This is a genomic window from Alloalcanivorax dieselolei B5, assembly GCF_000300005.1.
Classification (GTDB): Bacteria; Pseudomonadota; Gammaproteobacteria; order Pseudomonadales; family Alcanivoracaceae; genus Alloalcanivorax; species Alloalcanivorax dieselolei.
On sequence record NC_018691.1, the window covers coordinates 1,560,176 to 1,579,270 of the forward strand.

The window sequence follows — 19,095 nt, forward strand, 5'->3', positions numbered from 1 at the left end:
CGCCGTAGCCAATGAGGCGCGTCAACGGAACGATAGACTGCGCTCATCTGTTAATCTTGGCGGAAACGCCATTGTGGAGGATTTGACTATGCTGGCAGGCGACGCGGTTCGCAAGGTAGCCGTGGTAGGGGGTAACCGGATTCCCTTTGCCCGTTCCAATACGGTGTATTTCGGCGCAAGCAACCAGGACATGCTCACCGCCGCCCTCAACGGCCTGGTCGATCGCTTCAAGCTGCAGGGCGAGCGGGTCGGCGAAGTGGCCGCCGGCGCGGTGATGAAGCACTCCCGGGATTTCAATCTGGTGCGCGAGTCCGTGCTGGGCTCCCGTCTGGCGCCGGAAACCCCGGCCTATGACCTGCAACAGGCCTGCGGCACCGGCCTGGAAGCGGCCATTCTGGCGGCCAACAAGATTGCGCTGGGGCAAATCGACAGTGCCATCGCCGGTGGCGTGGACACCACCTCCGACGCACCGCTGGGTGTGAACGAGGACGCCCGCAAGGTGTTCATGAACATCAACAAGGCGAAGACCAATGGCGAGAAAATCAAGGCGGCAGTGAAACTGCTCAACCCGAAAATGATCGTGCCGGACATTCCCCGTAACGCCGAGCCGCGCACCGGCCTGTCCATGGGCGAGCATCAGGCGATCACCGCCGCCGAATGGGGTATCAACCGCGAGGATCAGGACGAGTTGGCCTGGCGTTCCCACCAGAATCTGGCCAAATCCTACGAAGAAGGCTGGCAGGAAGACCTGATCACGCCGTTCAAGGGCCTGGAGCGCGACAACAACATGCGTGGCGATTCCACCCTGGAAAAGCTGGCGACCTTGAAGCCGGTATTTGGTGGGCCGGAAGGCACCATGACCGCCGCCAACTCCACACCGTTGACCGACGGTGCTTCCGCGGTGCTGCTGGCTTCCGAGCAATGGGCCGAGGAGCGGGGCTTGCCGGTGCAGGCGTACATCACCCACTGCGAAGTGGCGGCGGTGGATTTCGTCGGCAAGAAAGAAGGGCTGTTGCTGGCGCCGGCTTACGCGGTACCGCGCATGCTGGCCCGCGCCGGTCTCACCCTGCAGGATTTCGATTTCTATGAAATCCACGAGGCTTTCGCCTCCCAGGTGCTGAGCACTCTGAAAGCCTGGGAAGACGAAACCTTCTGCAAGGAGCGGCTCGGATTGGACAAGCCGCTGGGCAGCATCGACCGTAACAAGCTCAACGTGAAAGGCTCTTCACTGGCCGCCGGCCACCCGTTCGCCGCCACCGGCGGGCGGATTCTGGCCAATGCCGCCAAGCTGCTGAACCAGAAAGGCTCCGGCCGTTGCCTGATTTCCATTTGCGCCGCCGGTGGCCAGGGCGTGGTGGCGATCGTCGAGAAGTAAGAGCGCTGGCACGCTAGCACGCAACACGCTTGCACGCGAGGAAGAAGGACGGCGCGGTCTGTTGACCGCGCTATTTTTATTGGATCGGGCGTTGACCAAACTGGTTCTGGTAACGTCTTATGTTGCGTGTTGCGTGTTGCGTGTTGCGTGTTGCGTGTTGCGTGTTGCGTGTTGCGTGTTGCGTGTTGCGTGTTGCGTGTCTGTCACATCTTCCGCATCAACCCTTCCTGGGCCACCGAAGCCACCAACTCCCCCTGCTGATTGAAAATCTGACCGCGATTGAAACCGCGGCCATCGGCGGCGATGGGGCTGTCGCTCTGGTAGAACAGCCAGTCATTGATATTCACGGGGCGGTGGAACCACAGAGCGTGGTCCAGGCTCGCCATCTGATGGTCACGGGTGAGGAAGCTCAGGCCATGGGGCAGCATTGCCGTTCCCATCAGACTGTGATCACTGACGTAGGCGAGAATGCACTGGTGCAGCACCGGATCCTCCGGCAGTGTTTCCGGCGCGCGCATCCACACCTGACGTAATGGCGGCGCCGGTTCCGGGCGCAAAGGATGGCGTTTCACCACCGGCCTCATCTCCAGCGGCTTTCTTCTCAGCATGGCGTTGCGGAAGTTCTCCGAGATATCTTCCTGTTCCAGATACTGGCGGTTCAGTTCCTGTTCGGTGAGCAGGCCGTCCGGGCCCTCGGGCACCGGGGCGTCGCATTGGTGTGAAGGGCCTTCCGCTGGCAGGGTGAAGGACGCCGACAGGTCGAAGATCGGCCGGCCGCGTTGTTCCGCGACCACCCGGCGGGTGGAAAAGGTCTGGCCGTCGCGCACCCGTTCCACCCGATAGATAATCGCTTCCCGGGCGTCTCCGGGGCGTAGAAAATAGCTCTGCAAGGAATGAGCGGTGCGGCCGGGTACGCTGTGGCAGGCCGCGCGCAGTGCCTGGCCGAGCACCTGGCCACCGAAGATGCGCGGACCGACGATATTGCGGCCTTCGCCTTGATAGAGATCGGGTTCCAGTTCGGTGAGGTCAAGCAGTTGCAGCAAATCGGAAAGATCGGTATGCATGGAATCGCTCTTGTTCTTTGACGGTCTGGACAGCGGCGGGGCTGCCGGAAAAGGCTCAAAGTGACCGGATGTGGCGGATTTTGCAAGAGGGTAAAGGGGGTTGACGGTCTTAACAATGGGTTAAGATTCCATTCAGGGAAGGTTAAGCGGTGACGAATAAAGTGATTCCCGTACCCCAACGGAAGTGACTTAAAGGAGATACCCCATGCAAGCCAAGAAAGCGATGCTGACCGCCCTGTTTCTCGGTACCGCCACCCTGACCGCCGGCGCCTACGCCGACGATGTGGGTCCCGACCAGGCCATGAAACTGGTTCAGGAAGGCAAAGTGAAGTCCTTCGAGGAGCTGAATAAAGCGGCTCTGGACCAGCATCCCAATGCCAGGATCGAGGAAACCGAGCTGGAAAAAGAGTTCGGCGGTTATGTCTACAAAGTGGAGCTGCGTGACCAGGACAACGTCCAGTGGGACGTTGAACTGAACGCCGCCAACGGTGAAGTGATTCGTAACGAACGGGACGACTGATGTCTTTACCCCTCCGCGGGGCGGCAACCGCCGCCCTGTTGGTCTTGAGCGGTTCGCTGCCGGCGCTGGACGTGGGGCACGACGAAGCCTTGCGCCTGCGGCAAGAGGGCCGCATCCAGCCGTTTGAACAGATTCTGGCCGAAGCGTTGCGCCAGTACCCCGGCGGACAATTGCTGGAGGCGGAACTGGAGCGCGAGGACGGTCATCTGATTTACGAGATCGAGTTGCTGACGCCGGATGGTGTGGTGCGGGAACTGGAGCTCGACGCTCGTACCGGCAACATTCTCAAGGACGACGTGGACGACTGATGCGCCTGCTATTGGTGGAAGACAACGTGGCCCTGGCCGACCAGCTCAATCCGTTGTTGCGTGATCACGGTTACGCGGTGGACTGGCTGGCGGATGGCCGCGACGCTCTGGTGCGCGTACATGATGACCCTTATGACCTGGTGATTCTGGATCTGGGGCTGCCCGGCCTGGGCGGCCTGGACGTGTTGAAACAATGGCGCGAGGAAGGCGTCACGGTGCCGGTGCTGATCCTCACCGCCCGGGACAGCTGGGCGGAGCGGGTGGATGGTCTGCGCGCCGGCGCCGATGATTATCTGACCAAGCCGTTCCATCCCGAGGAGTTGCTGCTGCGAGTGCAGGCGGTGCTGCGCCGTAGCCATGGCAACGCCAACCAGGCCTGTCTGAACGTGGGCGGCGTGGAACTGGACGAGGAGCGGCAAAGCGCCTGGCTGGAAGGCAACGAAATAGCGCTGACCGGCGCGGAATTCCGGCTGCTGCGTTATTTCATGCTGAACGCCGGCAAACTGCTGTCGCGGATGCAATTGGCCGATCATCTCTATGACGGTGAGAGCGAGCGGGACAGCAACGTGCTGGAAGTCCATATCAATCGCGTACGCCGCAAGCTCGGGGCTCCGGTGATCCAGACCCGGCGCGGGCAAGGCTACGTCTTCACCGGATTGCCCCGGTGACCTCCATTGCCGGCCGTCTCGGTGTCAGTTTGTTCGTCAGTTTGCTGCTGGCCGGCATCCTGGTGGGGCAGGGCGCGCTGTGGTGGCTGGACCAACGTCAGCGGCAAGTGATGACCGCCAATCTGCGCGATGAAGCGGTCAGTGTGCTGGCGGCGATTTCCCAAGGGCCGTCCGGGCTGCAGCTGGAACAGCCGATGCTGGATCCGGCCTACCGCCAGCCGTTTTCCGGCCGCTATTTCATGGTGTCTTTTGATGACCACATCTGGCGCTCGCGATCCCTCTGGGATCAGCGCATGGCGGACACCGAAAGCCGTGGTCTCGATAACGAACTGGTACCGGGGCCGGATGGCCAGCAGTTGCTGCGTTATCGCGGCGACTACGAAATTTACGGCCGCAAACTGGCTATCGTGGTGGCCCAGGACTATACCCCGCAGTTGGAAAATTTCCGCAATACCCGCTCCGTGAGCCTGCTGGCATGGGTATTGATCCTGTCCGGCCTGGCGGCGGCGCAGCTTTGGTTGATCCGTCGTGGTCTGCGACCGCTCAACGAGGCTCGCCGCCAGATTGAGCAACTGCGTGACGGTGAGCGCACCGAGCTGGATTGCGACGTGCCCACGGAATTGCGGCCGCTGGTGCAGGAAGTGAACCGGTTGTTGGGGCACACCGACCAGCAGTTGCGTCGCTCCCGTCACGCCATTGGCGATCTCGGACACGCCTTGAAAACGCCTTTGGCGGTACTGCGTAACCGCTGCGATGAAAACCTGCAACGTGATCATCCGGATCTGTACCGCTTGCTGGATGAGCAACTGGCCCAGGTGGAGGACACCGTGCGCCGAGCGTTGAATCGGGCCAGGGTCGCCGCCGGTGCCACCCCCGGCACCCTGTTTCACCCGGACCAGGATCTGGTGGCGCTACGGGACACCATGATCCAGGTTTACGGGAATCGCTGCCGCATCGAACTGATCGGCACCGAGCTGCCGCCGCAGCCGGTGGAGCGGGATGACATGCTGGAAGTGCTGGGCAATCTGATGGATAACGCCTGCAAGTGGGCTCGCGGCCGGGTGTCGGTGCGTCTTTGGCGGGAGCCCGAGGCGTTGTGGCTGAGTGTCGAGGATGACGGCCCCGGCATCGAACCGGCGCGCCGCGACCAGGTGATCCGCAGAGGCGAGCGCCTTGATCAGCGCGTGGCCGGCCACGGCCTCGGGCTGGCCATCGTCAGTGACACCGCCGAGGCTTACGGCGGCGAACTGACGCTGGGGCACAGTGAGGCGCTTGGTGGTCTGATGGCGCGGGTGTACTGGCCGCTCAGGTGATGTCTTCGCCGAGGCGCAGGCCGGCGATCATCAAATCCACCGCCTGATCGCTGACCGCCTCCATGTCATCCTGGTCCAGGTAGATGCCGTCCAGCAGCAGCCGGCTCAGACCGTGCAGGGTGGCCCAACTGGCCTGGGCCAGCCGCAGCGGGTCCACGCCCGGCGGCAGGCGGGTGGCCAGCGGCGGCCGGTACATCAGCTCGATATAGCGGCGGAAACAGCCGTGGGCCACCCGGGTCAACGATTCGGTGGGGCGTCCGGTTTTCCACAGGGTGCGACCGAACATCAATTCATACTGTTCCGGATCCTGGCTGGCGAAGCGCAAATAAGCGTGGACGAAGCGGCGCAGACCCCGGGCCGGCTCCGTCTCCAGATCCCCTTCTTCCATCAGCGCTTCCAGCTTGCGGAAGCCCTGTTCCGCCAGCGCGCACAGCAGCGCGTTCTTATCCGCGAAATGATGATAGGGCGCGGTGCGTGAAACCCCGGCCCGCTCCGCCAGACGCCTCAGTGACAGCCCCTCAATGCCCTGTTCGCGTAGCAGCACGGCGGCTTCGCGCAGCAGCGTGGCATGCAGGTCGCCGTGGTGGTAGCGGGCGGTTTGGCTCATCGGGACTCCCGGATATCTTGACAGTGTCAAGACAGTATCCTAACTTGACGGCGTCCAGATCAAGCCGCCGCCAATTTGGAGAGCACTGATGAGCGATTACTCGCGCCTGCTTTCGCCCCTGGACCTGGGGCACACACAGCTGAAAAACCGGGTCATCATGGGGTCCATGCACACCGGACTCGAGGACCGTTTCTGGCAGTTTCCGAAACTGGCGGCGTATTTCGCCGAGCGCGCCCGTGGTGGTGTCGGCCTGATCGTCACCGGCGGCTTCAACCCCAACCGGCGCGGCTGGTTCTATCCGTTGGCGGGCACCTTCAACAGCCGCCTGGATGTGCGTAATCATCGTCTGGTCACCGACGCGGTGCATCGCGAGGGCGGCAAGATCGTGCTGCAGGTACTGCACGCTGGCCGCTACAGCTATCACCCGTTCTCCGGTTCCGCCTCGGCGATCAAAAGTCCGATCAACCCGTTCAAGCCCAAGGCCCTGTCCACCCGCGAAGTGCGCCGCACCGTGCAGGATTTCGCCCGTACCGCGGCGCTGGCCAAACAGGCCGGTTACGACGGTGTCGAGATCATGGGGTCGGAAGGCTATCTGATTAACCAGTTCACCGCGCCGCGCACCAACAAGCGCACCGATCAATACGGTGGCTCGGCGGAAAACCGCCGCCGCTTCCCGGTGGAAATCGTGGCGGAGACCCGTCGCCGGTGCGGCGATGATTTCATCGTCATGTACCGGCTCTCCGCCATTGACCTGGTGCCGGACGGCTGCACCCGGGAAGAAGTGCTGGCATTGGCGCGGGAAGTGGAAGGCGCCGGAGCGTCGTTGATCAATACCGGTATCGGTTGGCATGAAGCGCGAGTGCCGACCATCGTGACATCGGTGCCCCGGGCCGCCTTCGCTGAGATCACCAAACAGATCAAGGATCAGGTGTCGATCCCGGTGGTGGCGTCAAACCGTATCAATGACCCGGATGTGGCCGAGGACATTCTGGCCAACGGCTGGGCCGATGCGGTCTCCATGGCGCGGCCGATGCTGGCGGATCCGGAGTTCGTGCGTAAGACCGAACAGGGGCGGGTGGATGAGATCAACACCTGTATCGCTTGTAACCAGGCCTGTCTGGACCACACCTTTGAGCTGAAGCGGGCGTCCTGTCTGGTCAATCCGCGCGCCTGCCACGAAACCGAACTGGTCTATCTGAAGACCGCCAAGCCGAAACGGGTCGCGGTGGTGGGGGCCGGCCCGGCGGGGCTGGCCTGCGCCACGGTGGCGGCGGAACGGGGGCACCGGGTCACGCTGTTCGATCAGGCGGATGCCATCGGCGGCCAGTTCAATATGGCCAAGCGTATCCCGGGCAAGGAAGAGTTTTACCACACCCTGCGCTACTTCCAGCGGCGTCTGGAAGTGACCGGCGTCGAGCTGCGCCTGGGCCAGCGGGTCACCACCGAGGAACTGCAACAGCAGGGCTTCGACGAGATCGTGGTGGCCACGGGCGTGGTGCCGCGCACGCCGTCAATCCCGGGTGTTGATCATGCCAAGGTGGTGTCCTACGTGGACGTCCTGCAGGGCAAGGTCGAGGTAGGGGAGAAAGTCGCTATCATTGGCGCCGGCGGCATTGGCTTCGATGTGGCGGAATTCCTGGCCGAGGCCCCCCGTGAAGGCCATCAGCCGTTGCCAGAATGGCTGGACGAGTGGGGCGTGGACTTCACTTCTGACGCGCGCGGTGGTCTGGTGGAACCGGAACCTCCGAAACCGCAACGGCATTTGTATCTGTTGCAGCGCAAGGACAGCTCCGTGGGCAAGGGGCTGAACAAGACCTCGGGCTGGGTGCATCGGGCCACCTTGAAACAGCGCCAGGTGGAAATGCTGCCCGGCTGTGATTACCAAAAGGTGGATGACCAGGGGCTGCATCTGACGGTGAACGGCGAAGCCCGGTTACTGGACGTGGATCACGTGGTGCTTTGCGCTGGCCAGGAGCCGCTCAAGGAACTGTATCGGGAAGGTGAGGAGAATCTTCATTTGATCGGTGGTGCGCAACTGGCGGCGGAGCTGGATGCCAAGCGGGCCATTCGCCAGGGCGCCGAACTAGCCGCGGCGCTATAAAAAATCGCGGCTCGTGAGCCGCGATGGTTTATTTCAGTTCTTTCGAACTCAACCCCAGCACCCGCCGGGCGATCACCAGCTGCTGGATTTGCTGGGTACCTTCGAAGATGTCGAGTATCTTTGAATCGCGGGCCCATTTTTCCAGCAGTTCGTCCTCGGTGTAGCCGAGGCTACCGGCCAGTTCCACGCAGCGCAGGGTGATATAGTTACCGACGCGGCCGGCCTTGGCTTTGCTGATGGAAGCTTCCAGCGTATTGGCTTTCTTGTTGTCCGCCATCCAGGCGGCCTTCACCGCCAGCCAATACGCCGCTTCCCAGTCCGCTTCCATTTTGTAGATTTCAGCTTCCACGGCGGAGCAGTTGTCTACCGGTTTGCCGTAATCGTAGCTCATCTGTTTTTCGAGCAATTCCTTGATGCGTTCCAGTGAGGCCTTGGCGCAACCGATGGCCATGGCGGCGACCAGCGGGCGGGTGTTGTCGAAGGTCTCCATCACCCCGGCGAAGCCCTTCTTGGTATCGATCTCCGGGCTGCCCAGCAGATTCTCCGCCGGTACCCGGCAATCCACGAAGTTGATGGCGGCGGTGTCGGAGGCGCGGATGCCGAGCTTTTTCTCCAGGCGGGCCAGTTCCATGCCCGGTGTGCCCCAGTCCACCACGAAGGACTTGATGGCGGCGCGGCCCAACTGCGGATCCAGGGTCGCCCATACCACCACGCAGTCGGCGCGCTGGCCGGAAGTCACAAAGATTTTCTCGCCGTTAAGAACGTAGTGATCGCCATCCTTTTTCGCGGTGGTGCGAATGGCGGCGGAATCGGAACCGCAGCCCGGCTCGGTGATCGCCATGGCCGCCCATTTGCCCTTGAAGCGCTCCAGTTGTTCGTCGTTGGCGACGGCGGCGATGGCGGCGTTACCCAGGCCCTGGCGGGGCATGGCCAGCAGGAAGCCGGTATCGCCATAGCACATTTCCATGGCGCCCAGGCAAACGCCCATGTTGGCGCCGTTCTTCACACTGCCGCCGTCTTCCACCTTGCCACTGCCGGTGGTGGCGGCCCCGGCGGAGTTGGCCGGGTCGCCTTCGTTGAAGCCGTCCAATACGGCGGCCAGCATGTCCAGCTCCTTGGGGTATTCGTGTTCGCCGCGGTCATACTTGCGGGAAATCGGGCGGAGGGTGCTGCGCGCCACCTGGTAGGCGTTGTTGATCAGCGGTTTGAACTTCTTCGGAATCTCGATATTCATGTGGGTTTCCCTCCTTACAGGTGCAGGCCGCCAAAGGCGACGCCAACGGCACGCAGATCACGGTACCAGCGTTCCACCGGATACTCCTTGGTAAAGCCGTGGCCGCCGAGAAGCTGAACGCCATCGGTGCCGATCTTCATGGCTTTGTCCTTGACCAGAGTACGGGCCAGATGAGCTTCGCGGCGGAACGATTTGCCCTGTTCGGCGCGACAGGCCGCGCGGTAGGTAAGCATACGCATGGCATCCAGTTCGATGGCCATGTCGGCGATCATGAAGGCCACCGCCTGACGGTGGCTGATCGGCTCACCGAAAGCGGTACGCTCATTACAGTAAGGGACCACATAATCCAGTACCGCCTGGGCGGTGCCGATGGCCAGAGCGCACCAGGCCAGAGTGCCGAGGTCGACGAAGGCACGATAATCAAACTCCTCGTCGCCCAGGCGATTCTGTTCCGGGACCCTGACTTCATCGAGGCGCAGCGGCCGCTGGGCGCTGGCGCGAATCCCCATGGCGGGATCCTCTCCCACGGTCAGTCCCTGGGTGCCACCTTCGACGATGAACACCGCCGGCCCTTCCTCGGTGGCCGCCGCCACCAGGAACAGCTCGGCTTCCGCGGCCAGCGGAACCAGGGACTTCTCACCGTTGATGACCCAGTCGTCGCCATCGCGGGTGGCGTGGGTGTTCAGCGCCATGGGATCGAACAGCGGGCGCGGCTCCGTTACCGCGATGGTGGCCAACGGAGCCTGTTCCTCGGCGAAGCTGCCAAGGTACTTGTCCTGTTGTGTGGCCGTGCCCCAGCGGGTCAGGGCATTGGCGACGCCCATGGGCGCCAGAATCGCCACCGCCTGGCCCATGTCGCCCCAACTCAGATCCTCGGCCACCAGCATGCTGGTGACGGTGGTGCTTTCATTGGCGGCGCCGCCGAGCGCTTCGGGGACGGCGAAGAAATTCAAACCCAGTTCCCGCGCCTGGCCCAGCACCTCTTCGGCGATCCCCTGGTCATGATCAGCCCGTTCGGCCTGTTCCCTCAGTACCTCGCCGGCGAAAGCCCGCACGCTGTCACGGATCATCTGCTGCTCTTCGGTGATATTGAGATCGAACAGATCGGTGGTGGTGCCCGGCGCGTTGAGGCGCTCGGGCCGGTCCACTTTACGGGCGGACTTGAAGGCGCGGGCGGAGGTGGTGAGTACCTGGAAACCGCCTTTGGTCAGGCGATAGGCCAGCCGCTCGGCGGTATGGCGCATACCCAGCCGGTCCAGCAGCTCGGAGGACGCCAGACGGTTAAGGGCGGTGAGTGCGTAGCCAATAGCATCTTTGGCCATGAGAATCCCCGTGGTCGTTATCGAATGACCCGATTATGGGGCAGGCGGCCTCTAAGGGATTGACTGCCTCGACCAGGGACGGCGGCAGCGCAGCCGCGACAGTGACCGAGCAGTCTTGACGCTGACGGATTCGGGGCTGCCGGGCAGGGGGGCTAGAGGGAGACTCCATCGGGGGCACGGGTCTGCACGGAGGTCTTCCGGGATCGCTGTAAATACATCCCTGTAAGCTCCCGGTTTGACGTCCCTGTCAAACAGGGTCCCGGAAGGCCTCCGTACAGACCCGCTTCGAGTGAACCGCCGCGTTCCGGGTTTCCAACAACGACGAGCCTTTCGGGAGAGGGGAGATGAAGCCCTCGATCCCTGTGTGATGGTTTGGAAGTAGTCATAAGGGCTTCGCTGTCCCTGATGGAGAGTCATGTCGTTACCCTCTAAATCAGCGCGCTGAACCACAAAAAAAGCCCGGCGCGAAGGCCGGGCTTTTTCCAAGAGTCGAGGACTCTCTGTTTGAAGCGGTTCCGATTAATCCTGGAACTGAGCTTCTTTCACGGTCGCTTTCATGATCGCTTCCACGCGACGGTTCTGAGCGCGGCCATCGCGAGTGCTGTTGTCAGCAATCGGTTTGGCTTCGCCGTAACCTTCGGCGGTGATGCGGCTGTTGTCCACGTTGAAGTGGTTAACCAGCACGTCTTTCACGGCGTTGGCACGCTGCTGGGACAGTTTCTGGTTGTAGCCTTCCGGACCGGTGCTGTCGGTGTGACCTTCCAGAACCAGGTTCGCGGACGGGTACTCGCGCATGCGGGTAGCCAGGCCTTCCAGCTCGGGGTAGGAGGTTTGACGAACAACCGCCTTGTCGAACTCGAATTCCACGTACAGGGTTTCTTTAATGTCTTCGGTCAGGTAGAGCTGGCAGCCCACCTCGTCGACTTTCGCGCCTGCCGGGGTGTTCGGGCACTGGTCAGCGCTGTTCGGTACGCCGTCGCCGTCGTCGTCCAGCTCACAACCGCGGGCATCGACTACCGCACCGGCCGGAGTGTTCGGGCATTGATCACGATCATCCGGAACACCGTCGCCATCGCTGTCGGTGGCCACGTCGGTTACCGGAGCCGGCTTGGCAGCGCTGGAAGCGCCGATCAGCAGGTTCAGGCCGGCATAGATCTGACCGTCCCAACGTTCACTGCGGAAGCTGTAGGTCGGGCGAGCGCCTACGTCCAGCAGGAAGTTGCGAGCCAGCGCGGTTTGCACACCGAATTCAACACCACCAACGGCTTCTTTGAAATCGTTGCTGCTTTCGCTGTTGAACTCAGTACGGGTTTCACCGGCGTTCAAACCGACGTAGGTTTCGAACGGGGAAGCGTCACCACGGAAGTGCTTGCGCAGGCTGACGAAGTTGTTGCGCAGGTCCACGCTGTTGTAGTTGTTGCGTTCCCACCATGCCTGGATAGACCAGTCACGGTTGAAGCGGTAACCAAGTTGAGCGCCCGGCAGGGTCACGGTATCGGTGCTAACACCGGGCACGTTGTCGTCAATATACCCGTCACCCTCGTAGTGATCGCCGATATCCATCCAGCTTTGGCTGACGTGACCACCGAGGTAGAAATACCGATCGGGGATATCCGCGGCCGTAGCGACACTCGCAACGGATACGGATGCCAGTGCGATGCTGGAGGCAAGAAAATGTTTAGCGTCCATAACTCCTTCCTTTTTATCGTGTAGGCAGAACAAACACTGGAACAGTTTGTCATGCATATTTTAGGAGTAAATGGGGCGGCGCTTATTAATAAGAAAATTTACAAACACATGTCATACAGCGACATGAAAAGCGTCAGTTTGTTAATGATTGGTACTAGAAGATTGCATTTTATATAGGTAATTAAGGTTAGTTTTGGTCGGCGCGTTGACGGAGATCATTCCGGCTTTGATATAGCGTGTAGTCGGCCTCATTCAGTAGAGCGTTCAGATTGGGGCCGGTGTTCTCCGTACTGGCCACCCCCAGACGAATTTCAAACTGGAGGCTGTCCTCGATCCCCGGCACCTGCATGCTGGTGACCAGCGCGCGCAGGCCCTCCGCCATATGGAGGGCATCGTGCTGGCTGGTATGAGGCAGTACCAGAAGGAACTGGGCGCCGTCGATGCGTCCGAACAGGTCGCTTTCGCGAATCTTGTCCCGGATGCGGTCGGCGAAAACCCGCAGCAGGCGATCGGCGGCGCGGCGGCCGTGACGGTCGGCCAGATCGGTGAAATCGGCGACATCCAAAAGTAAAACGGACACCACGTAATCGTGGCGCTGGCTCAGGGAAAGTTCACGTTCCAGCATGCCCAGCAAGTGCGGACGATTGAACAAACCGGTGAGATGATCTTCGCGAACCTGTTGCCGCAGAGCGCGATTTTCCCGTCGCAGTGAGGACAGGCGCAACAACAACGGATAGCCCAGAGGGGGGAGCAGCAGCAGGGGAATCAACAGGGCCAGGCAGATCGCGGACAGCCAGTCCCGTTCACCGGTAAGTAAGACGCCGATGCTGGTGATCAGAGAGGACAGCAGCAAACCGCAAAAGGTGATCAGCGCGGTCATGCGCAGGGCATAGAAGCGGTCCCCGGCGCCGACCGGTGTCGGCGAATCCAAATGATCACTATGAGCCGACGCCATGGTTTTCCCCCAAAAAAACGATTATTTCTTAGAAGCTGAGAGTATCCGGTCAGGTGGGGGCGGGTGCAAGTTCCCGGGCGTGACCCGGCATCTCCCTCAGCAGGACGCACCACTTGGTAGAGGGAGATGCCGGATGAAGTCCGGCATGACGTTTTCCAAAGGCTCCTTAATGGACCGCGCTGTGCAACAGCACCTCGGGCTGGAGAACACCGGAATTGAGGATCAGGCTTTCCGGCTCGCACACCACCGACAGATCCTTGGCGGCGAGGGCGTCGAGGATACGCGCGCGCATGCGCAGGCTCTGCATTATCGAGGTTTCCGCGAGCAGTATCGCGAACTGGCCATGGCCGAGATAGGCCACCATGTCCTGTTCGCGCACCAGGGCGGCGAGGGAGTCGGCCAGCCGCTGCCGGCGGTCGCACCGTTCCAGGCCGGTGCCGTGCAAACGCAGAATAGTAGCGCCGAGACCGTAGTTGCGGCAGCGCTGGCGTTCTTTTTCCAGAATCCGGGACCAACCGGTGACATCGAGAATGCCGGTATCCGGATCGCGGCCGTCATCTTCGAGAAAGTCACTGACCCTTTGCTGGTTGAGCAGCGAAAGGTTCCACGACAGGGCGGTTTCCAGCAGGAACGCCTGACGTTGCAAAGAAGGAAGCAATTGCTCGGTCAGATGGGGCTGCGGTTCCGGATCCAGCGCGCAAAGCACGGCGAGCAGACGATCTCCGTCGCCGTACAGCGGCAGGCGCAGACAGGCTCCGACTTTCATCGGTCGATTCACCGGGTAGGGCGGTGAATGGGCTTCGGCGTCCAGCAGCACGCCGGCGTTGGTGTGGATTGACGGCCCGGTTCGGCCACGGGCTTCCGGCCATCTGAAGTGCTCGCCAATGGTTAAAGCATAGCCGCTGCCGTTGCTGCGCAGCAGGCGCCAATCGTCGCCGGTTTTACGAATCAGCATCCACAGGGACAGGCCATAGCGTTCGCGCAGATCCCGTAGCTGAGTATCGACAAACCGGTGGAATGAGTGTGTTTTCCCCCACAACATAATTAAACACCGCTTGCTTGTGATATTTTTTGTATATTGTGGGGTGGAAGCCGTTTCCTGACAACCGTCACTTTCGGTCTCCGCGAAATGCCTGGCCCGGTGGCGACGTTATTACCTCCGCCGGCCGGATACTCGAGGCCGCGCCCCCCAAAATGCGTCGCGTTCACTCTCGAAGCCAAGGATCCGCCTACCCCACAACACCCGTTTTACGTTCGGCATCGTTCGAGCCGCAAATATCGCCATTCCGGGGAGTATTTCCCTGGAACCGGACGGGATAGTGGCAAAAACGATCGCCTCCTGCGCCGGGCGGCATCACAACTTCCACGAATTGGGGATGCGCACCGGCGTTAGCCGCCTCCCCCGGCGTCCTTACGGAAATAACGCCGCGCCGCCTGGTTCACCTTGGGTGCCAGCGCCAGAGAAGCGGTCATGGTGGGGATCGCCATGAGTGCATACATGGTGTCCACCACACTGATCACCGTATTCAGCGATGCAATGGCGCCGAGTACTATTAAAAAAAGGTAAAACCATACGTAATGATGCTGATGGCGGGCCCCGATCATGAATCCCAGGCATTTGCTGCCGTAGTACCAGAACGTCAGCACCGTGCTGAACGCCAGCACACTCACTGTCAGCGCCATGACCACCGAGCCGGCCTCGTCGAACAGGCTGCCGAAGGCCGCGGCGGTCAGCGAGACGCCGTCATTGTCGCCGCTGGTCCAGACGCCGCTGATCAGAATCACCAAAGCGGTGCAGGTGCACACCACCAGGGTGTCGATAATCGGGCCGAGCATGGCCACCAGCCCCTCGCTGACCGGTTCGCGGGTGCGGGCGGCGCCATGGGCCATGGCTTCGGTGCCGATGCCGGCCTCGTTGGAGAACGCGGCGCGGCGGACGCCGGTGATGATCATCGCGCCAATGGCGCCGCCGACCACCGCCTGCCCGGTGAAGGCGTCGACGACGATCAACTCCAGGGCGGGAAGAATCCGGTCGCTGTTGCTGATCAGCACCACGCCGGTGAGGCTCAGATAGCTGAGTACCATGGCCGGCACCAGGGTGGAGGTGACTCGCGCCAGACGCGGCAGTTTGCCGGCCACCACTCCCAGCACCAGGATCGCCAGCAGCGCCCCGAGTCCGAGGTCGAACAAAAAGTGCTGGTCATCGGTGGTCCAGCCGGCCGGTGTGGCGATCACATCCCGTACCACCTGGACCAGTTGATTGACCTGGAAGATCGGCATGGTGCCGAGCAGGCCGGCGAAGGCGAAGAAGTAAGCCAGCGGGCGCCAGCGCCGCCCCATGCCTTCGCGGATAATGTACATCGGGCCGCCCTGAAGCGTGCCTTCGCTGTCCTTGCCCCGGTACATCACCGCCAGGGTGCAGGTGTAGAATTTGGTGGCGATACCGAGCAGGGCGCTCATCCACATCCAGAATATGGCGCCCGGACCGCCGGTGGCGATGGCGACCGCCACACCACCCACGTTGCCCATGCCCAGAGTGCCGGACAACGCCGTGCTCAGGGCCTGAAAATGGGACAGCGAGCCTTGGTCGTCACGGTCCGGTGGCTTGAACAGCAGGCGCAGGCCCCGGCCGAGATGGCGATAGGGCAGCAGGCGGGAATAAAGCAGGAAGAACAGGCCGCCGCCCACCAGCAACGTGACCAGTGGTGGGCCCCAGACAAAGCCGACGATCTTCCCCAGTACCAGTTCGAGTTGTGATTCTGATTCACCCATGGAGCCCCACTCTAAGGAGTGAAGCCTGGAATTGCACGCCAAGGTCAGTCGCGCAGGGCGCCGACGCGGGCGAAACGCTGCCGGTAATGGCTCGGCGACAGGCCGGTGTGGCGTTTGAACAGCCGGGAGAAACTGCTCACGTCCTGATAGCCGACCTGCTCCGCCAGGGTGCCCAGATTGGTGGCGCCGCGCTCCAGCATCTTGCGTGAGGCCTCGATGCGCACCCGCTGCAAATATTGCAGGGGCGGCTCGCCGAGCGCGGCGATAAATCGCCGCTGCAACTGCCGGGGGCTGAGATGCACGCGCTGGGCCAGGTCGGCCAGGGTGGTGGGCTCGGCATAGTGCTCGTGCAGCCAGGACTGGACCAACTGGACTTGTTCGTCGCGGTGATAGGTCTTGGCCGGCAGGCCGGCATAGATACTCTGCGGGTCGTTGCGCACGTCAATAACGAACGACTTGGCCAGCTCCCGCGCCATGTCGGCGCCGCAATAGCGCTCCACCAGCAGGATGGTCAGATCCCGCCAGGCGGTACCGCCGCCGGCACAGAAGATGTTGCCGTCCCGGGTGATCAGCTCGCGCTCGTTCAGATTCACTTGCGGGTAGCGTTGGCGGAACAACGGGCTGTAACCCCAATGGGTGGTGGCGCGGCGGCCGTCCAGCAGGCCGGCTTCGGCGAGCAGGAAGGCGCCGGTGCAGTTGCTGGCCAGATCGGCGCCGCCGGCATGCAGGAAACGCAGCCATTCCAGAGTGTCCTGTTCCGCTTTGAGCACACTGGTGATCTCGTTGCCGATGGTGGGCACCAGCACCAGATCGCTGCTGTCGACCCGTTCGATGGCGTTGTCCACCGCCAGCCGCAGTCCGGCGTTGCAGCGCACCGGCTGGCCGCCACGGGAGACCACCTGGACCTTGAATTGCCGGTCCAGGGGCAGACCGTGGATACGGTTCCAGGTCACGCCGGTAAGGTTGAGCAGATCCACCACCCCTGCCAGGGCGGAGGCGAAAACGCCGTCATAGGCCAGGACGCTGACTTGATACATTGTTGTCCTTGGTAGGTTTGTCGCAAATCACCATGAATAAGTCATAGGCGACAATACCAGTCCTGGAGGAAGGGTGCCATTATTAGTTTGATTACTCCTGAATCCTGTGGTCATGGCCGGTGCGACGTTGCCAGATGCCGGCGGTGACCTTGCCAACAGGCGCTGATTCAGCCGGGCTGATTGCCCGCGTAAGTCGTATATCGTCATCAGGCTCGGGAGCCTGCTTCGCAGGCATGCTGTGACGGTACTTTAAACCCCGGACCCCAGGTCCGGGGTTTTTTTTGTTTATCGCGCCCCGCAATGATTTGGCGGTACATCGTATTACTGGCGGGTCGATAACTTCGGCATACCGTACTCGATCCAATACAGGACCTTGGCCTGTCGTTCACTCTCACTCAGGCGCGAACTGGTGTCGCCAGCCTCCTGGATGAACAGCTTCGCCGCCTTGACGCTGGCACTGGGGCGCCCCTTTTCCACCGCTTTTTCAAAGTAGGACAGTGCCGTGTACGGTGCTTTGATGGCCGGCTCCCCACCCACGGCATAGTAAGTGCCGATTTGCTGAAGCGCGAACGCATTGCCTTGTCGGGCGGCCCGTTCGAACCAGGGAAAGGCCTCTTCCTGTTTCCCGTCAATGAGAAGGAGCTGGGCGAAGTTGGCCATGCCGGTGGCATTGCCGGTGTTGGCCGATTTCCGGTACCAGGATTCGGCCTTGGAGCGGTCGCCCCAGCCATCGCGCTGGTAGAGCGTGCTGCCCAGATAATTCATCGCCCCGATGTGCCCGGCTTTGGCGGCACTTTGGTAGGCGTTGACGGCCTTGTCGATATCCTTTGGCGTGCCTCTGCCGTACCGGTAGGCATGTCCTTGCTGGATCAGCGCGTAGAGACTGCCGGCCTCGGCGGCCTGGCCACTGAGCCTGAAGGCTTCGTCATAGCGGAAGGCTTCGGCATAGGCGCGGGCCAGCTCCGCCTGCAGGCGGCGGTGACCGGGGTGTTCGGCCAGTGCTTTTTCGCAGGCGGGAATCGCGGCGGCGATATCGATATCCTCGCCATCCACGGGAGGAACACCGTTGACGCGATCCCAGTCGTCTTCGTGGGTTGTCAGCTGATCACAGCGGGTGACGCCGATATCGGCCACGGGCTGCCCCCTGGCGGCCGCCTGGTCGCTGCCGAGCAGGCTGTCGAGAGAGAGATCGGGCATTTGATAACCAGCGCTGGCGCAACCGGTTAGCAGCCAGGGTAGCAAGCCGGCGATAAGACGCCAGTGGGAGGCAATGCTTTTGGGGGCGAACGTGTGCATGGTTAGCCGCCTTTTTGGTTTTTTTATGGTAGCCGGCTAGGACTAATTACTGTAACCGACTTCGCACTTCCCAGCTGAATCCCTGGGCGTCCCTCCCGGGCAGGTGCCAGAGCCGCTTGGACTCCCTCCGCCTCCCGAGCCTGACATGGCTCCCGCCGCGGTGCCTACTGCATTGGATACGCCGATTATGATGTCACTGAACGTGCTCCAGCCGGCGGCTTTGCGGGCCTCGGCTTCGGCCTCGGCACGGCCCTGGGCAATCCGCTTTTGACGATCGGCGATCGCCTCCGATGGGGGCGCCGGTCTTTCGAGGTCGGAGGGCGCCAGGCCGAGTTGGCACTCCATCGCCTGGATAATCGACATTTCCACCACATTGGTTTCCCAGCCCTGCCGGTACACCGACTGGACTTGAGGCAGCAACGGCGTGCCGGGATCGGCGACCAGGGAGGCCATCTCGCTCAGCCATTTCATGTTGGCTTGGTATTGCCGGCGGCTGGCCCGCAGGAGCGCGGCGGGGCCGCCGGCCCTGGCGGCCAGCGCCGCCATGTCCAGCTCATACTGGCCATTGGGCAGCCGGGTCATGCCGGCCTGTCTGGCCAGCTCGGGGGAAATGTGCGGAATGGTCGAGTTGGCGCAACCCCCCCGCGAGGGGATTGCCTCGGCCAGGGCTGGGGAAATCCAGATCGTCAGGAACAGGGCCGAAGCGCTCATTGTCGCCCGGATCAGGGGGGATGGGGCATATCTACTGCTATTGCGGTCGTCCGGCTCCATGGGTAGCTCCCGCTCAGCGTGATGCGTTCCTCATTGTAGGACTGCCGGATTTCATATCGCAAC

General features: G+C 62.0%; 17 protein-coding genes. 6 read left to right on the forward strand and 11 right to left on the reverse strand.

Annotated features, from left to right (window positions below):
* Positions 1-88 precede the first annotated feature (88 nt).
* Positions 89-1,375, forward strand: a complete 1,287-nt coding sequence (locus tag B5T_RS07155; protein ID WP_014993817.1) for an acetyl-CoA C-acetyltransferase — start codon at positions 89-91, stop codon at positions 1,373-1,375.
* 203 nt (positions 1,376-1,578) lie between these two features.
* On the opposite strand, the gene B5T_RS07160 is transcribed toward B5T_RS07155, so the two are convergent.
* Positions 1,579-2,439 (reverse strand): acyl-CoA thioesterase, encoded by an 861-nt coding sequence (locus B5T_RS07160; protein WP_014993818.1) that lies wholly within the window; start codon positions 2,437-2,439, stop codon positions 1,579-1,581.
* Between the two features lie 205 nt (positions 2,440-2,644).
* On the opposite strand from B5T_RS07160, the gene B5T_RS07165 reads away from it, so the two are divergent.
* The 4 genes from B5T_RS07165 to B5T_RS07180 are packed head-to-tail and all read left to right on the forward strand — an operon-like array spanning position 2,645 to position 5,248.
* On the forward strand, positions 2,645-2,959 hold the full coding sequence (locus tag B5T_RS07165; protein ID WP_014993819.1) for a PepSY domain-containing protein: 315 nt from the start codon (positions 2,645-2,647) through the stop codon (positions 2,957-2,959).
* Positions 2,959-3,267: a PepSY domain-containing protein gene (locus B5T_RS07170; RefSeq protein ID WP_041716927.1), complete on the forward strand. Its 309-nt coding sequence runs from the start codon at positions 2,959-2,961 to the stop codon at positions 3,265-3,267. Before B5T_RS07165 ends, B5T_RS07170 begins: the two co-directional genes overlap by 1 nt.
* Positions 3,267-3,935, forward strand: a complete 669-nt coding sequence (locus B5T_RS07175; RefSeq protein ID WP_014993821.1) for a response regulator transcription factor — start codon at positions 3,267-3,269, stop codon at positions 3,933-3,935. Before B5T_RS07170 ends, B5T_RS07175 begins: the two co-directional genes overlap by 1 nt.
* The gene (locus B5T_RS07180) at positions 3,932-5,248 is read left to right on the forward strand and encodes an ATP-binding protein (RefSeq protein WP_014993822.1); all 1,317 of its coding nucleotides are present in this window, start codon (positions 3,932-3,934) and stop codon (positions 5,246-5,248) included. The genes B5T_RS07175 and B5T_RS07180 overlap by 4 nt, the downstream gene beginning before the upstream one ends.
* Here the strand turns inward: B5T_RS07180 and B5T_RS07185 are convergent.
* On the reverse strand, positions 5,241-5,855 hold the full coding sequence (locus B5T_RS07185) for a TetR/AcrR family transcriptional regulator (RefSeq protein ID WP_014993823.1): 615 nt from the start codon (positions 5,853-5,855) through the stop codon (positions 5,241-5,243). The genes B5T_RS07180 and B5T_RS07185 overlap by 8 nt on opposite strands.
* A gap of 88 nt (positions 5,856-5,943) precedes the next feature.
* Here B5T_RS07185 and B5T_RS07190 point away from each other — a divergent pair, with 88 nt between their 5' ends.
* Positions 5,944-7,956 carry an NADPH-dependent 2,4-dienoyl-CoA reductase gene (locus tag B5T_RS07190; RefSeq protein WP_014993824.1) on the forward strand — a complete coding sequence of 671 codons (2,013 nt, stop codon included), beginning with the start codon at positions 5,944-5,946 and terminating at the stop codon, positions 7,954-7,956.
* Positions 7,957-7,984: 28 nt separating this feature from the next.
* Here the strand turns inward: B5T_RS07190 and B5T_RS07195 are convergent, their stop codons facing one another.
* From B5T_RS07195 to B5T_RS07235, 9 genes are all read right to left on the reverse strand, one after another.
* Entirely contained in the window at positions 7,985-9,190 is a 1,206-nt protein-coding gene (locus tag B5T_RS07195; protein ID WP_014993825.1) for an acyl-CoA dehydrogenase family protein, read from the reverse strand.
* 14 nt (positions 9,191-9,204) lie between these two features.
* On the reverse strand, positions 9,205-10,512 hold the full coding sequence (locus tag B5T_RS07200; protein WP_014993826.1) for an acyl-CoA dehydrogenase family protein: 1,308 nt from the start codon (positions 10,510-10,512) through the stop codon (positions 9,205-9,207).
* Positions 10,513-11,031: 519 nt separating this feature from the next.
* Positions 11,032-12,201: an OmpA family protein gene (locus B5T_RS07205; protein ID WP_041716928.1), complete on the reverse strand. Its 1,170-nt coding sequence runs from the start codon at positions 12,199-12,201 to the stop codon at positions 11,032-11,034.
* 187 nt (positions 12,202-12,388) lie between these two features.
* Positions 12,389-13,156 carry a GGDEF domain-containing protein gene (locus B5T_RS07210; protein WP_014993828.1) on the reverse strand — a complete coding sequence of 256 codons (768 nt, stop codon included), beginning with the start codon at positions 13,154-13,156 and terminating at the stop codon, positions 12,389-12,391.
* A 166-nt stretch (positions 13,157-13,322) separates the two neighbouring features.
* Positions 13,323-14,198, reverse strand: a complete 876-nt coding sequence (locus B5T_RS22245; RefSeq protein WP_014993829.1) for a GAF domain-containing protein — start codon at positions 14,196-14,198, stop codon at positions 13,323-13,325.
* A gap of 347 nt (positions 14,199-14,545) precedes the next feature.
* Entirely contained in the window at positions 14,546-15,928 is a 1,383-nt protein-coding gene (locus tag B5T_RS07220; protein WP_014993830.1) for an alanine/glycine:cation symporter family protein, read from the reverse strand.
* 44 nt (positions 15,929-15,972) lie between these two features.
* Complete coding sequence (locus B5T_RS07225; protein WP_014993831.1) at positions 15,973-16,965, reverse strand: GlxA family transcriptional regulator; 993 nt, start codon at positions 16,963-16,965, stop codon at positions 15,973-15,975.
* Positions 16,966-17,286: 321 nt separating this feature from the next.
* Positions 17,287-18,261 carry a tetratricopeptide repeat protein gene (locus B5T_RS07230; RefSeq protein WP_014993832.1) on the reverse strand — a complete coding sequence of 325 codons (975 nt, stop codon included), beginning with the start codon at positions 18,259-18,261 and terminating at the stop codon, positions 17,287-17,289.
* Positions 18,262-18,303: 42 nt separating this feature from the next.
* The gene (locus B5T_RS07235; RefSeq protein WP_014993833.1) at positions 18,304-18,972 is read right to left on the reverse strand and encodes a hypothetical protein; all 669 of its coding nucleotides are present in this window, start codon (positions 18,970-18,972) and stop codon (positions 18,304-18,306) included.
* Between the last annotated feature and the right edge of the window lie 123 nt (positions 18,973-19,095).

Coding starts and splice junctions, on each gene's coding strand:
- B5T_RS07230 (WP_014993832.1), bottom strand. CDS start 18,261: ATGCACACGTTCGCCCCCAAAAGCATTGCCTCCCACTGGCGTCTTATC.
- B5T_RS07165 (WP_014993819.1), top strand. CDS start 2,645: ATGCAAGCCAAGAAAGCGATGCTGACCGCCCTGTTTCTCGGTACCGCC.
- B5T_RS07155 (WP_014993817.1), top strand. CDS start 89: ATGCTGGCAGGCGACGCGGTTCGCAAGGTAGCCGTGGTAGGGGGTAAC.
- B5T_RS07210 (WP_014993828.1), bottom strand. CDS start 13,156: ATGGCGTCGGCTCATAGTGATCATTTGGATTCGCCGACACCGGTCGGC.
- B5T_RS07185 (WP_014993823.1), bottom strand. CDS start 5,855: ATGAGCCAAACCGCCCGCTACCACCACGGCGACCTGCATGCCACGCTG.
- B5T_RS22245 (WP_014993829.1), bottom strand. CDS start 14,198: ATGTTGTGGGGGAAAACACACTCATTCCACCGGTTTGTCGATACTCAG.
- B5T_RS07200 (WP_014993826.1), bottom strand. CDS start 10,512: ATGGCCAAAGATGCTATTGGCTACGCACTCACCGCCCTTAACCGTCTG.
- B5T_RS07235 (WP_014993833.1), bottom strand. CDS start 18,972: ATGAGCGCTTCGGCCCTGTTCCTGACGATCTGGATTTCCCCAGCCCTG.
- B5T_RS07220 (WP_014993830.1), bottom strand. CDS start 15,928: ATGGGTGAATCAGAATCACAACTCGAACTGGTACTGGGGAAGATCGTC.
- B5T_RS07160 (WP_014993818.1), bottom strand. CDS start 2,439: ATGCATACCGATCTTTCCGATTTGCTGCAACTGCTTGACCTCACCGAA.
- B5T_RS07195 (WP_014993825.1), bottom strand. CDS start 9,190: ATGAATATCGAGATTCCGAAGAAGTTCAAACCGCTGATCAACAACGCC.
- B5T_RS07175 (WP_014993821.1), top strand. CDS start 3,267: ATGCGCCTGCTATTGGTGGAAGACAACGTGGCCCTGGCCGACCAGCTC.
- B5T_RS07225 (WP_014993831.1), bottom strand. CDS start 16,965: ATGTATCAAGTCAGCGTCCTGGCCTATGACGGCGTTTTCGCCTCCGCC.
- B5T_RS07205 (WP_041716928.1), bottom strand. CDS start 12,201: ATGGACGCTAAACATTTTCTTGCCTCCAGCATCGCACTGGCATCCGTA.
- B5T_RS07190 (WP_014993824.1), top strand. CDS start 5,944: ATGAGCGATTACTCGCGCCTGCTTTCGCCCCTGGACCTGGGGCACACA.
- B5T_RS07170 (WP_041716927.1), top strand. CDS start 2,959: ATGTCTTTACCCCTCCGCGGGGCGGCAACCGCCGCCCTGTTGGTCTTG.